This is a genomic window from Roseibacillus ishigakijimensis (assembly GCF_016595415.1).
In the GTDB taxonomy this organism is placed as follows: Bacteria; Verrucomicrobiota; Verrucomicrobiia; order Verrucomicrobiales; family Akkermansiaceae; genus Roseibacillus; species Roseibacillus ishigakijimensis.
This window is the reverse complement of record NZ_JAENIO010000034.1, coordinates 1-15,090: the sequence shown is the minus strand read 5'-3', so window position 1 is coordinate 15,090 and position 15,090 is coordinate 1. Positions and strand designations below refer to the sequence as shown.

Genomic DNA, 15,090 nt, shown 5'->3' with positions numbered 1-15,090 from the left:
ACTAGAGAGCCAGCTTGAGGTCGGTGACGAATTGTTGGAATTCAGCGTCGGCCTGGGCGGGGTCGGGGAGGCGGAGCAGGTAGCTGGGGTGGATGGTGGCGACGACTTGGGGGGCGAGATGAGGGGCGTTGATGGGACCACGATTCTTGAGAACCCGAAAGCTGGGGTCGAGGAGTGCTTGGCCAGCGGTGTTTCCTAACAAGACGATGACCTCGGGTTTGACTTTAAGGATTTCGGCGAGGACCCAGGGCTTGCAGTGATGGATTTCTTCCGCGTTGGCGCGCTCGTGGAGGCGTCGCTTTCCTTGGATCTTGAATTTGAAATGTTTGACGGTGTTGGTGAGGTAGAGCGCCTTGCGGTCCAGGCCTGCGGTTTCGAGGGCCCGGTCGAGGAGTTTTCCTGCCGGGCCGACGAAGGGTCTTCCGGCAATGTCCTCCTGATCCCCGGGTTGTTCGCCAATGACCATGACGCGGGCGTTGGGGGGGCCTTCGCCAAAAACGGTCTGGGTGGCAGCTTCGTAGAGGGGGCAGGACCGGCAGGCGGTGGCGGCTTCGTCAATCTGAGTCAGGGAGAGGTCGTGCGCTTGGGCGAGGGCTGCGACGGGCGAGAGTCCGGGCTGGTCCGTGTCGGGATGGAGGGCGCCTCGCGGGGTGTTTGCGGAGACGTGCCCCCGCTCGTGATTCGGCCCTTTCTCGACCATCTCGCTGGAGCGGTTCGAGGCGCTGGCGGTCAACCTGGAGATGAGGGGCGTTTCGGGGAGATTCTTCCAATATTTCTTGGGCATCTCGCTTTGCATGGCCTGCAGTTTGAGGCGGGCGGGATTGAAGATGCTGGCGTAGTAGGTGCGCCAGAATTCCTCCAGCTCGTCATCGGCGGGGGCGGCGCCGACCTCCACTCCGGCGGTGAAGTGCAGCTTTTCCTTCTCCCAATGAGCGCAGCGGTCGGGAGTGAGGATCGACCAGTCGAAAGAGGCGAAGCGTTTGGCAAAAAAAGGAGCGGTGAGTTCGACGATGTGGTGCTCGGGCTCGAACCAGGCCGCGAATTGCTCGCGACCGCTGTCGGGATGTTCTCCCACTTTGCGAAAGCGAACGAAGGCTTTCATTTTGTGGCGGTCGCGCGAGACCGCTTTGGCCAGGCGGGAGAGCGTGCGCACCGCCGGGTCGGCTTGATTGCCCAAGAGATGTCGTTCGCCGTGATTGAGACGGTAAACGGCTTCGTAGAGCAGGTTCCACCGATTCGCCTCGCGGTGGCAGCTGGCCAAGGTGGCGAGGTCGAGGAAGCGCTGGGGGATGCGGAGATCGGGCAAGTCCCTGGGGTTATAATGGGGTCGGGACGAGTAGGCCGCTGTTTCTTCCGCGAGAAAAAGGGAGGCGGTGGCGCTGCCGTCATCGAAGAGAACTTCGCCCGGGGGCACCTGTTGCAACAGCAAATCCCGGGCGGCCTCGCGCCAGGAAGCCAGTTCGGGTCGAATGAATCGCGTGATCATGGGGGCTTCAAGCGGTTTCGGAGGGAGCGAAGTCGAGTTCCAGTTGGGCGGGCGGGGGGAGGAAGTGGCGCCGCAGTTGCTCGCTTTCCAGCAAGCTGGGGGCGGGAGAGTAGTCGAGGGTGGTGAGGAAGGGGCGGCACTTTTTCAGCGAAACTCCGAGGCGCTGGAGGTGCTCAAGGCGCAGGGGATGATGGCGGCGGCTGGAGAGAATGCGCTGCACGGAACGCACGCCAATGCCGGGGATGCGCAGCAGATCCTCCCGGGCGGCCCGATTGACATCGACCGGAAAAAGGCTGCGATTGCGCAGAGCCCACGAGAGCTTGGGGTCGAGCTCCAAGTCCAGGGAGGGGTTTTTCTCATCTGCGATTTCTCCCACGGAATAGCCGTAGTAGCGGAGGAGCCAGTCGGCTTGATAGAGGCGATGCTCGCGCACGAGGGGTGGGGACTTGGCGGGCAGAAGGGGGGAGGAATCCGGAATGGGGCTGAAGGCCGAGTAGTAGACCCGGCGCATCTTGTAGCTACTATAAAGTTCGTTGCTGCGATGAAGGATCTCGTGATCGGAGGAATCGTCGGCTCCGATGATCATTTGGGTGGATTGACCAGCGGGGGAAAAGGGGGCGGGTCGTTGGCCCTCCCGCACGGTCTTGTCGCGGCGCGCTTCCTGATTCTCCTCAATGCGCAGGCGGATGCCCCCCATGGCCTGGCGGGTGCGGCGGAGGTTTTTCTCGGGGGCCAGGGTGTTGAGGCTCTGCTGGGTGGGAAGTTCGATATTGATGCTGATGCGGTCCGCGTATTGACCGGCCTTTTCGATGAGCCCGGCAGAGGCCTCGGGAATGGTCTTGAGATGGAGGTAACCGCGGAAGTGGTGGTCTTCCCGCAGGGAGCGGGCCACTTCCACCACTTGCTCCATGGTGTAGTCGGGGTTGCGAATGATGCCCGAGCTGAGGAAGAGCCCCTCGATGTAGTTGCGCTTGTAGAAGTCGAGAGTGAGCTGCACCACCTCCTGTGGGGTGAAACGGGCGCGCGGGGTGTTGCTGGAGCGCCGGTTGATGCAGTAGTGGCAATCGTAGATGCAGGCGTTGGTGAGGAGAATCTTGAGGAGGGAAACGCAGCGGCCGTCCGGGGTGTAGCTGTGGCAGATACCGGCTCCGCCCGTGGAGCCCAGCGCGGAGGAACCGGGGCCGGTGGAATCGCGCTTTTGGCCGCCACTGCTGGAGCAGGAGGCATCGTATTTGGCCGCGTCTGCGAGGATGGAGAGTTTTTTATGCAGAATCAAAACGAGCGGGAGGAACTTTTGAATAGTTGTTCAAAAGTTTCTTTCTGGCAAGTTTGAAAATGCGGGCAGGGGAAGTTTTGTGCTCTTTAATCGCGGTGGTAGGGCGTCCCCGCGTGGATAGTGGCCAGGCGGTAGAGTTGCTCAGCCAGCATGAGGGTGGCCAGCTCGTGCTGCAGCACCAGGCTGGACAGCGCCAGGGTGTAGTCGGCGGCGGCGCGGGTGGCGGGGAGATGGCCATCGGAGGGCCCGATGAGGTAGGAAATCTCCTTGATGTCGGGGCGCTCAATCCACGACTTCATGAGATCGGCCAGTTGGCGGGTGGTGGGGGACTGGCCGCGCTCGTCGAGGACGATGCGGAAGCTCCGCTCACTGGCCGCCAGCAGGCGCTGGGAAACCTGCTCGGCGGGGCCGTCCTTGAGGGTTTCCAGCGAGTATTTGCCGTAGCGTTGGAGGCGGCGCAGGTAGTCGTTGAGGCCGTTTTTGGCAAAGGGGAGGGCCGGTTTTCCGACCACGAGAAGGCGATGGGTCACAGGAGGGGAGATTGGCGCTAAATTTCACCCTTTCCAAGCGTAAGTCGCACCCGCTAGAGTGTCCTACACTCCGTGGCAAGGCCATGCGAGTGCGCAACACACAAAATCCAACTTATGCAAGCTGTTGAAGTTATCCTATTCATTGTCGCTGTCGTCGGCGTCATTGCCCTGGGAATTTGGAAAGCCAAAAAAGACGAATCAAAAAGTGAAGCTGGCGGAGAGGCCGCCGATTACTTCCTCGCGGGCCGGGGCCTGACCTGGTGGCTGGTGGGCTTTTCCCTCATCGCGGCCAATATCTCGACGGAACAGTTCGTGGGGATGTCGGGCTCGGCGGCGGACTGGCTGGGGATGGCAATCGCTTCTTATGAGTGGATTGCGGCGGTCACCCTCGTGCTCGTGGCCTTCTTCTTCCTCCCGCGATTCCTCAAGTCCGGCCTCTACACCATTCCAGAGTTTCTGCAGTACCGCTTCGATGGCACTGCTCGACTGGCGATGGCTATCCCGGCGATTGTGACTTTGGTATTCGTGACCACTTCTTCTGTGATTTTCTCCGGAGCCAAATTTGTTTCGGAATACTACAACGATGTGCCTGTGATCAGCAACTTGACCGCCATGTGCTGGGCCATCGCCGCCCTGGCTGCGGTTTATGTGTTTGTTGGTGGTCTCAAAGCTTGTGCCTGGACCGACCTGATTTGGGGCGGGGCCCTCATCCTGGGAGGAGCTATCGTGATGTGGTTCGCCTTTTCCACTCTGGCGGATAAGCCTGCCGAGGAGCTGATCTTGACCAAAGTGGAGAACTCCGACGCGACGGCGGCCGATATCGAGTCGGCCGGGGCTTGGGAGCGCTTCATGTTGCTCAATGATGGGAAAAACGGCGAGGCTGTGGCGCGGAATGGCGACAACCTCTCGGGCGGTAAAGTCCACATGGTGCGTCCCAAAGAGGATTCTGACATCCCTTGGACGGCCCTCCTCGTCGGACTCTGGATTCCCAACTTCTTCTATTGGGGTCTCAACCAATACATCGTGCAGCGGACCTTGGGCTCCAAATCTCTCGCCGAGGGGCAGAAGGGGATCGTCTTTGCCGCTGCCCTGAAGCTGATTATTCCCTTCATCGTGGTCATTCCCGGCATTCTGGCCTTCAACCTCTTTTCCGGCGACTTGCGGAGCTCCGCGATGGCCAAGAATGAGACCTTCCTGGCAGACGCCAAGCCGGGCGACTACTTCACCGTGCAGGAGAAGTTCGTCGAGCTGGAGCCTGAGCATGCCCGGGCAGCCTTTGTCACCAATGCGACCCTTTTGGGCACCCCCAATCTGGTGATGGAGGGTGTGACCCCGGCAGAAAAAGCGGCTGAAATCAATGGTTTGGCGGCCAAGCTTGATGAGCAGAAGAAGAAGGACAAGGACTCCACTCTGGGCAGCTCCTCGACTCTCAAAGCCTACGACTATGATGCCGCTTTCCCGGTTTTGGTGCGCAATCTCATCAGCCCCATGCCGTGGATTTCCTGGTTTGTGCTGGCGGCGCTCTGTGGCGCGGTGATCAGCTCCCTGGCCTCCATGCTGAACTCGGCGTCGACCATTGCCACCATGGATTTGTATTCGAATTTCACTGGCAACAAGGACTCTGATCATCTCGTGAAAGTGGGTCGGATCTTCGTGGTTCTTTTCGTGATTCTGGCCGCGCTGCTGGCCCCCAAACTCGATAACTTCACCAGTATTTTCGCTTACATTCAGGAGTTCCAGGGCTTCATTTCCCCCGGTATTCTGGCTGTCTTCATCCTGGGCTTCTTCTCGCCCCGCACTCCCCGCTTCTTCGGCGTGGTGGGCATCGTCACCAATGTCGTGGCCTACGGCGCGCTCAAGTGGTTCATCGGGCCAGTGCTCACCAAGAATGGCCTCTGGTATTCGGAGGAAATGGCTTTCCTCGATCGCATGGCCATTTGCTTCTTCCTCGTTCTCATCGTGGGCGGGGTGTTGACCAAGCTGCGGCCATTGGCCCATCCGGTGGAAATGCCCGAGAACAAAGTCATCGCCTTGGAGTCCTCTAAAGGGGCCAAGATGGTGGGGATTGGAGTCATTGTGGCCACCATCGCCCTCTACGCCATCTTCTGGTAAAGCGATCGTTGGCTTTCGCCGTCAAAGGCATCGAATCTTCGCAAAAGCCCCGGGCCATCCCGGGGCTTTTTTGTGGCGAGGGGGAATCGCTCTTGTCTTTTTTCGTCAAATTGGGGCTCTAAAGGGGCGGGAAGATAGTTTCCCAGTTGACTAAAAAGGGCGTGTCGTCGGCGTTGGTAGAAAAGAAAACCTCTCGCTCGCGAACTCGTCGTCTGGAGGTTGGTGTGATTCAGGATCGGTCAAGTTGTTGGCAGGTGAAGTATGACTCATAAAAAGTTTATTTATAGTTGTTTCTGTTCTTGTTGGTTGGGGCCGGGCAGTGCTGAGAATAGTCTTTGTTCAAGAGGGAGGCCTTTCCGAAATTGGGAAAAATTGGGCGGCGGATTTTCTCAGCGAAGGAGCAGCGGCGAGTCCTGGGAGGGGCCGAAACCACCAGAATCGAGCCGATGGAAGGGGGCAGAATTTGTTATTTTTTGACTCAAAAAAGGCTTCCCTTATTTCTTTAGAGACTGACCGCCTTCCTCGGCGGCTTCCCATCCCTAACCAATCTATCATGAAAAATCCGAACCGAATTCTTGGGGCTTCCTTGATGTCTCTCGTCTTCGCCTCCCTCCCGGGGCAAGCTGCGGAGATCACTTGGCAGTCGTCAATGGACATGAGTGGCGACAGCGATGTCTCCACCAATGGCGAGTTGCGTCTGGCCATCAATGCATCCTCCGGCACCGACTTCACAGTCAATGGCGTCACTTTTCAAGGGGTGGCCAATCCACCTGCCGTCTCGACGACTCTGCTTCCCTTCCAGACCACTCTTACCGGCACTTATGGGGCTTTTGCTCGAGGTTCCCTGCCAAATACTGAGGTCGACGAGCTTTCTGATCTGATTGTGAGCGGATTTTGGGGTTCCTCTACGACTCCTGCCGTGACGACCTTCACCAATCTGGTGGTGGGTCAAGAGTATGAAATCCAGGTTTTCTCCAATGATGCCCGGACGAGTCGCACGCGCAATTTTCAGACCGCATTGAGCAATGGGCTTCCTGCGGAAGACGAGGGTTATGTCCAGTTGGCGGGAGTTCTCGAGCTGAACAATTCCCCTGTCGAACCCGAAAATGATCCCGAGGGACCTGAGCAGGGCGATTACATCATTGGCACCTTCACCGCCGATTCCTCCGTGCAATCTTTCGAGCAATTGGGTTCGAACAATGGAGGCACCACCTTCAGTGACAACGGGCGTATCCACATCAATGCCATCCAGTTGCGGGCTATTGGCGAAATCCTGCCCGATCCCGATCCCGAGCCCAAGTATTGGACGGGATTGACGGACGGCAGCCTGGACAACCTTACCAACAATTTTGCGTTGAACGATCCGGCGGCTGCACTGGAGCCGGGCAATCTGAACAACGTCAATGCCAATGGGGGCTTGGCGACTTTCGCGGATGAATATTTCGCCAATGATACCAGCACTGCGGTGGCGACCACTGACTTGACCATCCCGGCAGATGCCCAGCCGACAGCGAGCATTCTGTCCTTTGTGAATGACAGTGTCGATTACACCATCACAAGTACCGATTCTTCGGGAATCGTAGGGGCGGCCACTCACCTGGAGGCCACTGGGACCGGAGCTTTGACCCTTCTTGGCACCCATATCTACGAGGGAAACACCGTGATCGGAGCTGATTACTTTCTTCAGCTTGGTGACGACACTCACCAGACGATCTTGAGCTCGCCCAGTCTCGTGGCAAGCGGAGAAGTCATCTACGACACCAGCGCGGGTGATACCACCTATGATGGCATCATCTCGGGTGGGGGGATTTTTGAAAAGGCCGGAGACAATCTGCTCACTTTGAACGGGAACAGCACTTTTACGGGCCAATCCTACATCTCGGGTGGAACCCTCGTCCTGGCGAATCACTTTGACTCTTCCGCCGTCGATATTTCGGCGGGAGCCACGGTGGAGATCGCCCTTGAAGGCAGTGCACGCCGCCGAGGCACCATTGTCTATACGGGGCTAGGAACCCTGCGGAAGTCGGGCACGGGCAATTTGTCCTACACCACCGGTAACTTCCAGCTGGCGGCGGGCTCCTTGATTGAAGTTCTGGGAGGACGCTTCACGGGGAGTGCCGGGGGCACGGGCGGAAGCGAGATTTGGACCAACAACGCTTCCGATCTCTTTGTGGCCGAAGGAGCCGTCTTTGCGGGAGTGGAAGGAAACGTCCGCTTCGGGGCTCTGACCGGGGCAGGAGAATTTTCCACTGGTTTCACAGGTGCCGGTTATGTGGAGGCAGTGATCGGCTTGGGCGATGCCTCGGGCTCCTTTGCTGGCGTGGTCACCAATACTCCGGCCAACATTGATGGAGAGACCGGGGAGGTGTTGCAATACCATGACGGAAATCTCCGCAAGGTGGGCACGGGCACCCAGACTTTCACGGTTGGAGTGGAGCATCGCGGCAATACCGTCGTCGAGGACGGCACCTTCGAGGTCGTGGGGGAGACTGCTTACATGATGTTCTATCCTCGCGAAAATGCCACCATTGGCATGGTCTCGGGTGATGCCGCGACAGGAACCGGCACTTTCACTTTGAATGCCGAACTTGCCTTCAATCTTTCCGACGCGGACTTGACGGAAGGAAATTACTGGAAGGTGATTGATGACAGTCACCTCGCGGCTGTGAACTTCGGCGAGAACTTCGGAGTGGGCGATTTTGACGAGCCTCGCTCCTTCACAGAGAGCAGCCCCGGCATTTGGACGCTGACTTATGAGGGGGTGGACCTGACCTTTGAAGAAGCCAGCTACACGCTCTTTGTGGGTGAACCCTTCGAGGTGCCGGAGGAAGAAGTGGCGCTTGAGTCTTGCGGATTCAATGAAACTGGCGGGTTCGAAGTGACGTTCATCAACCTCAGCCCGGGAACGACTTATCAGCTGAAGAAGTCCACCGACCTGAGCAGCCCCTTCACCATCGATGTCGGGGACACCTTCACCGGAGCAGCCACCAACACCTTCGTGGACGCGGCTCCTTCCGAGGAAAAAGCCTTCTACCAGCTCTACGAAGTGCCCTGATTTTCCCCGGGAAAACAGATATTTCAGCAAGAAAGGCTCCCTTCCCCGGGAGCCTTTTTTTGGTGCTGCCGGGGAGGGCCGCGGAAAGAGGCGCTCTGCCTGGCTTTTGCGCCTGCTTTATTTTGCCCGGCTCTCTTCGATCTCGATGCGATCCAAGCCAAACATGTAGCCCGGCGCGGCGGCTGCATTCTTGCCCGTCAAGTGGATGTCGATTTGCAGTGGCTCTTTTGGGGCGATGGTGACGTTTGGAAAATACAAGGGAAGGCCCTGCTTAACTTCGGTGGTGTAGAGGTCGACTTCCCGGATCTGGCCATTGATGACCACGCGCACTGTGGCGTAATCGCGGGCGGTGGTGGGAAAGAGAATGAGCTTTTTCGTCCCCGCCGCCAAGTCCTCGATTTTCAGCGTGAGGACGGCGCCGGGGTTCGCGCCCCGCCACCACAGCTGGCTGTCCCCGCTCCAGTGATCAGAAAAGCCGCCCATCCCTTGGGCGGAAACCTGTCCGTGCTCCGTCGAGGCCGCCGAGACCAAGTCCTCGCCTTCCAAGCGAATCACTCCTGGAGCGGGCTTGGGAATGGCGCGATTTTTGTCCTTCTCGGAAGGAAGTGGAACTTGTTGCGAGCTGGCGAGATACTTCACCAGGTCGGTGACTTCCTGGATTTCCAAAGTCTCGAATAATCCCGCTGGCATCAGAGATTGGGTTAGTTCTTCTCTTTTAGTGACTTCGTCTTTGGCGACAGCTCGCGTGGTGCCGCCGGGGAGGGTGAGCTCGAATTGATGGGCGGACTCACGGGTCACCATTCCACTGAGGGTGGAACCATCGGCCAAGGTGATGATATTGAGCTGGTAGGCTTTACCAACGATAGCGCCTGGTGCGAGGACGTTTTCCAGCAAATAGCCCAAATCCGCCCGGTTGGAGCCGGTGAGGTCGGGGCCGAGGGCGATTCCTTCCCCAAAAAGTTGATGGCAGGTTCCGCAGGTTCTGTCGAAGACCTCACGTCCCCGGGAGGCATCGGCGGCCGCCAGGTGGTCGGGCGAGAGGACTTGTTCCCAGCGGGCGGTGGCTTCGGCCAAGGCCTCCGGGCTCAGCAAGGCTTGGCCCCGGCTCCAATTCCGGGCGATGAGGGCGGAAAGAGCCTCGTTCTCGAATCGCTCAAATTGATCCAGCATCACGGGAGAGAGGAGAGCGGAGTCGAGGTCCCCTTCATCAATGGCAGTGAGTAGGATCAGGGCCATATCGGCTCGGGAGGCGAGGGTATTGATGGCGGCATGGCGGGTGGAAAGGCTGAGTTCCGGCAGAATGGCAACGAGGGCCCGGGCGGTCTCGGGACCCGGGAAATCCCGCAGGGCAGCGACGGCGGCTTCTTGCAGGGGTGGGGAGGAGAGCGCTCGGCGGGCAGCAGGGGCCAGCTTGGGATCGGCTCCTAGAGTGAGAAGCTCCAAGGCCCGGAGGCGAGCTTTGGCGTCTTTGGTCTCGTCGCCAAGCAAAGCCCGGAGCTGGGGAAAAAATTCCTCGTCTCCGAATCGGGTGCCCAGTTCTCGCAGAATGGAGGCGAGGGCTGGATCGTCGCCGAGTGTGCGGGCATGCTCTTTGGCCGCCTGCCAGCCTTGGGGCGGAGGCGTGGTGGTCGCTCCCGCCAAGCCGGATAGGAGCTGCCCGGCCAGGCGAGTGAATTCGGCTGCGTTGTTGCTGCGGGACAAACGGCTCATAACAGCGGAGCGGCCAGCGGGAATTTCGGTGGCGCGACGGAAGAGAGACTGGCGCAAGCGTGGCCATGGTGACTTTTCTCCCAAAGCCAAGGCGCGCTCGGGGTCGCTTTCCAACAAGGGCGCGAGACCATACCAGACGAGGAGGGGGATGTTGCTGTCTTGCGCACTGAGTTCGTGGGTGCTGAGCCCTTCCGCCAGGCTCCAGCGCAGTTCTTCGGGAAGGCTTTGCAGCTTGCTGGCAAGGGAGCGACGCACCCGCAGGGAGGTCTCGTTGCGCGCCATTTTGGTGAGGGCCGAGTGGAATGCGGAGTCGGCGGGGGCCAAGCGCACAGCCCAAGCGCGGAGGGTTTCGTCCCGATGAGCAAGAGTCTCCCGCAATTGCTCGGAGGAAAGAAGGCCAGCGACGTGGCGGGCCCATAGCGCGCGCAGCAAGAGCTCCGGCTGCTTGGCATGAGTGTGTTCGAATTGTTCCAAGGCGGTGGCGGTTTCTTCGCGATGAAGAGCGCCAAAGTGCTTCCGTTCCTGCAGGAGCCGTTGTGCTTGGCGGGCATGAAAGGAATTGGGGTGGGCCAGGGTGATGACCAGTTCGCTGTCACTCTGGGAGGGAAGAGTGAGAGTGGTGTTTTTGGCGTCGCCATAGCGGGCGCGAAAGATGCGGCCATTGCTGCGATCCCAGATTTCGACATCGCGGTGGTGGCAAGTCTGGGAATCGACCCAGTCGGAGAAATAGAGCGCGCCATCGGGCCCTTGCAGGAGAGCAACCCCCACAAACTGATGATTGTGAGAAAGGGCAAAGTCGGGCCGGTGACGGGCGATGTAGCCAGAGCCCTTTTTCTCGATGGCTTCACTGACAATGCGGTGGCCGTGCAGGTTGTGGAAAAACATCTGTCGACGCCAAGCAGGCGGAAACTCGGGAGCATCATAGTAGACCAGTCCACAATGGGCGTGCCCTCCTCCCAGCGCGGAGGTGTCCGCCGGCGCGGCCGGACGCGAAGTGAAGTTGTCCCCCCAAAAGGCATGGTCGCTGATTTTTCCTGCGTAATGGGCGTGATCCGCGATGGTCTTGATGTCGTCGTAGACCCAGGGCTCGAAGTGCTGCCCGGCCTGTCGCTGGTAGCGGCCTCCGGGGCTGAGGTGATAGAAGTGGGGAATGACGCAGGCACTGATGAAGAATTCGCCGTGCTCATCGAAGTCGAGACCCCAGGGATTGCTCGTGCCATGGGCAAAAATCTCAAAATCCTGGCTCTCGGGGTGATAGCGCCAGACCGCTGCATTCAGAGGAGTGCGATCCTCGTCCGCTGTTCCCGGTTTGCCTACGAGTGAATGCGTAAAGACGCCGTGGCAACCATAGAGCCAACCGTCTGGTCCCCAGGTGAAGGAATTGAGCGTTTCGTGAGTGTCTTGGTAACCCCATCCATCTAACAAGATTTCTGCCGGTCCGTCTGGACGATCGTCTTGATCCCGGTCGGGAAGAAAGAGCAAATGGGGGGCTGCTCCGACATAGACCCCGCCGAAGCCGACGGCTATCCCGCTGGCAAGATTGAGGTTTTCCGCAAAAACGGTTCGGGATTCAAAGCTGCCATTTCCATCTTTGTCCTCCAGAATGACAACCCGATCCTGCCCTTTTCCCTCCGGCGCTCGTTCGGGATAAGTGCGCCCCTCCAGCACCCACAGGCGACCCCGGGCATCGAAAGTTATCGCAATCGGTTGGGTGATTTCGGGTTCGGCCGCAATGAGATCCATCGTGAAGCCGTCCGGAAGTTCGAATTTGTCGCGCGCTTCTTCCGGGGTGAGATTCGAGCCATAGTCTTCCTGCGGCCTGCCGGCGGGGACTTTCCAGCGTAAGGAGGGGTTGCTCGTGACTGGACTCTTCCCTTTTTGGAAATGCAGAGCCAATCCATGTTTGTTGCTGGTGATCAGGTCCGGGCGTTGGTCGTCATTCAAATCAGCGACCTTGATTTCGACCCCGACCCCGGATGCTTGGTCAACGAGGTGAGGGACGAACTCGATTCCTTCTTTTGTCGGCGTGTTGCGGAACCAGTAGAGCACGGGAGCCTCCAAGCCGCCCGGGTCCTTGCCCTGATGGGCGTAGTAGCGCTTGCCCGTGACGAAGTCTTCGCGACCGTCGCCATCAATATCGGCCCGGGCCATGGCATGGGTTTGTGAAAAGCAAACTCCGAAAGGATTGTTGGTGGAGCTTTCGCCCATGATGGCGTGGGCGGTGAATTGGCCGGGTGCGGTTTGCTCGAACCAGGAGAGCCCATACCCGTGTGCGGCGAGGGAGGTCACCACATCGCTGTCGCCATCGCCATCATAGTCGTGCACGAGGATTTGGGAGCCTCCCGGAAAGGAGGCCTCATTCCAGCGGTGCTTTTTCCAGAGTCCTTGGGTGCCGGGGTTTTCGAACCAAAAGTGGCTGGCGACCACATCATCGAGGCCGTCGCTGTTCATATCGCCCACGCCCAGGCCGTGCTCGTAACGACCGCCGGCGTCTCCTTTCTCCGAGATCGCCTGCCACTTCCATTTGGCAAAGGGATCTTCACCGGCCTGGTAGTAGCCGTATTCGCCGTCCCGCGAGCAGACCAGCTCGGGGAGCCCGCCAGCGGCGAGATCGACGAAGTGTGGAGACTCGTTGTTGATAATCTCCGCGATAGGAAAGACTTCCCAGAGGGGCTCCTCGCTTGCGGGCCCGGGATTGCGATAGAGGCGAGCCTCCTGCCCGGGAAAGCCAATGACGAGAATGTCTCCGTCACCATCCCGGTCGGCGTCGACTATGTGGGAAAAAAAGTTGTTGGCGTATCCTTGCGAACCATCAAGCGCTCCCCCTTCGGCAAAGCGATGAACCTGGGAGTAGTCCGGGCCTGCCCACCAGAAGGGGCCGTAGGAGAGGTCGGCCGTGCCATCTCCATCGATATCTCCCACCCCGGCCCCCTCGGCATGGAATTCGCGGGTCAGCCACCGGGTCTCCCAAGGTGCAGAGCCCTTTTTCTCCTGTTCCTGCCAATCTCGCTTGGCCGCAAAGAAGGTGGAAAAGGAGAGTAGCAAGGGCAGGAGCAGGGCAAAGCGATTCATGATGAAAAGAAAAGACTCTTGGCTTCGTCTTACGCTTCAGGGGCTCTCTCCCTTCCGCATTTTTGTGGGCTTGCTCTCGGATGGGAGTTGAGGAGGGAGGGTTTCTATTCGTAGTATCCTCACCATGAATGTCTCGATGGGGCCGATCCTGCGGTCAAAGTCCTTTTGGACAGTCCGGTGTTCTGGCCTCTTCTCCCCTTAGTTCTTTTGATGGTGTTTGGGGGAGGATGGGCGAATATGAGGCTGGTGTTGGGACTACGGGCCACGTCGTCGCCATTCGTGAAAAGGAAGTCGTTCGCAAGAGGCGGTAGTGCTGCAGGGGTCAGCGGGAGAATGAAGAACGTAGTCATTTGAGCCATGCGGTGGCTCCATGATCCAGTAGCGCGCGCTGACTGCACCTGGTTCGGTGGAAGCAAAAAAGTGGTGGCGACTCCAGTGGCACGGAGATCCAGCTTTCATGGGTATGGCCTGCCGCGCTATCGAACCAACTAATCACGATGCCGGAGGGGGTGGCCGGGCGGAGAGCGACGGAGACCGAGCGAATCGATCCGGGCGGATTTGAGGTGGGTGGGCCAGAGCCGGGGGACGGACTGTTGGAGGGTGCGGGTTCAATCTCCAGAAGAGCAAGGGTGTAGTCCTGTCCGAGACCAGTGATGTCTTCCGTGACTGTCTGCCAGTTTTGTAAATCCGGACTGCGCTCGAGGCGATGAACGACCCCGGGAATAGTGGTGAAGACGAGGCTCTAGTAGGTGGCGCTATCCACTTGTTGGTTCCCGAATCGCCAATCGGGAGGAGAGGGAGTCTGGGCTGAAAGGGGGAAATAGATTGAGAGGGAGACCAAAAGGCTCAGCCGGGAGAATCTGCACTTGAGACTCTAATAATGACTTCACTAGAGGGTGGTCAGAGAAAAAGAACTCGGGAAGAGCAGCTCAATCCTGACTTTTCAACTTGGTCCGGATCCGGGTAACCGCTTCGGGAGAAGCCTCCAGCTCACTGACGAGAGCTTCAAAAACGCGCATGGTGGGACTGGACACGTGATGTTCCATTCCCTCCACGTCGTCGTAGATGGTAGCGTCGTCGATGTCGAAAAGCTGCAAGAGGCGGGTGAGGATGTCGTGGCGGCGGATGATGTAGTCGGCGACTTCTTGTCCCCGCTCGGTCAAGGTGGTGCCCCGATAGCGTTCGTAGTTCACCAGCCCCTCGCCATCGAGTCGCTTAATCATATTGGTCACGCTAGCCTGCGAGACCGAGAGGCGTTCCGCGATATCCACCACCCGGGCGTAGCCCTTTTCGGCAATGAGACCGGAGATTTGCTCGAGGTAATCCTCCATCGCAATGGAGCCGATGCGGGCGGGGCTGCTGGAGGATGGTCGAGTCACGATGGAGGGAAGCCTAGTGACTTTGCCAATCGAGTCAAATCACTGCCGGTGCCATTTTGCGGACCCGGTGTTTCCAAGAATGGCTCTTTCTTAAAGGTGAGGACCCCGGACGAGGGTAAAAGGGAGCCGCAAAACTGCGGTGTTGAACCGCTAAATCACGCTCTTTGCTAGAAATCAGCCCCAAATTCGGAATGGTTTGCTAAAAACGTTCTCAGCTCTTGCGAATCGAAAGCGAGTGGAGGAATTGGTGTGAGATAATGATTAAAGTCTCTTATCCAGTCCTTTAGGATGTTTCCTGTTTGCTAAAATACTGACGGTGAAACCAAATTTGCTATTTTGTTCCTCAGGGAAAGGGGCGAAAGGGTGATTTTTGAACGGAATGATGTTGACGTCTGCCGGGTTCGTGACTAGCTTCGCGCCCCGCCGCGAGATGCGGCTCACGAGAAACCAACCTGAACCGGCTGCGACCT

General features: G+C 58.7%; 8 protein-coding genes. 2 read left to right on the top strand and 6 right to left on the bottom strand.

Annotation, left to right across the window (positions count from 1 at the left end; translation table 11 throughout):
* Position 1: 1 nt before the first annotated feature.
* The 3 genes from JIN78_RS12365 to JIN78_RS12355 all read right to left on the bottom strand — a co-directional run bounded on the left by JIN78_RS12365 (position 2) and on the right by JIN78_RS12355 (position 3,292).
* A complete protein-coding gene (locus tag JIN78_RS12365; RefSeq protein WP_200392287.1) occupies positions 2 to 1,486 on the bottom strand; it encodes a UdgX family uracil-DNA binding protein in 1,485 nt (494 codons plus the stop codon).
* A 7-nt stretch (positions 1,487 to 1,493) separates the two neighbouring features.
* Positions 1,494 to 2,762: a putative DNA modification/repair radical SAM protein gene (locus tag JIN78_RS12360; RefSeq protein ID WP_234037975.1), complete on the bottom strand. Its 1,269-nt coding sequence runs from the start codon at positions 2,760 to 2,762 to the stop codon at positions 1,494 to 1,496.
* Positions 2,763 to 2,848: 86 nt separating this feature from the next.
* Complete coding sequence (locus tag JIN78_RS12355) at positions 2,849 to 3,292, bottom strand: 23S rRNA (pseudouridine(1915)-N(3))-methyltransferase RlmH (protein ID WP_200392286.1); 444 nt, start codon at positions 3,290 to 3,292, stop codon at positions 2,849 to 2,851.
* Positions 3,293 to 3,406: 114 nt separating this feature from the next.
* Here JIN78_RS12355 and JIN78_RS12350 point away from each other — a divergent pair, with 114 nt between their 5' ends.
* The gene (locus tag JIN78_RS12350; protein ID WP_200392285.1) at positions 3,407 to 5,404 is read left to right on the top strand and encodes a sodium:solute symporter family transporter; all 1,998 of its coding nucleotides are present in this window, start codon (positions 3,407 to 3,409) and stop codon (positions 5,402 to 5,404) included.
* A gap of 553 nt (positions 5,405 to 5,957) precedes the next feature.
* Positions 5,958 to 8,459 carry an autotransporter-associated beta strand repeat-containing protein gene (locus JIN78_RS12345; protein WP_200392284.1) on the top strand — a complete coding sequence of 834 codons (2,502 nt, stop codon included), beginning with the start codon at positions 5,958 to 5,960 and terminating at the stop codon, positions 8,457 to 8,459.
* Between the two features lie 117 nt (positions 8,460 to 8,576).
* Here the strand turns inward: JIN78_RS12345 and JIN78_RS12340 are convergent, their stop codons facing one another.
* From JIN78_RS12340 to JIN78_RS17340, 3 genes are all read right to left on the bottom strand, one after another.
* The gene (locus JIN78_RS12340; RefSeq protein WP_200392283.1) at positions 8,577 to 13,241 is read right to left on the bottom strand and encodes a PVC-type heme-binding CxxCH protein; all 4,665 of its coding nucleotides are present in this window, start codon (positions 13,239 to 13,241) and stop codon (positions 8,577 to 8,579) included.
* Between the two features lie 929 nt (positions 13,242 to 14,170).
* Positions 14,171 to 14,620, bottom strand: a complete 450-nt coding sequence (gene mntR, locus JIN78_RS12335) for a transcriptional regulator MntR (RefSeq protein ID WP_307833003.1) — start codon at positions 14,618 to 14,620, stop codon at positions 14,171 to 14,173.
* Positions 14,621 to 14,881: 261 nt separating this feature from the next.
* On the bottom strand, positions 14,882 to 15,090 hold a 209-nt coding region (locus tag JIN78_RS17340), incomplete at its 5' end, for a hypothetical protein (RefSeq protein ID WP_234037974.1).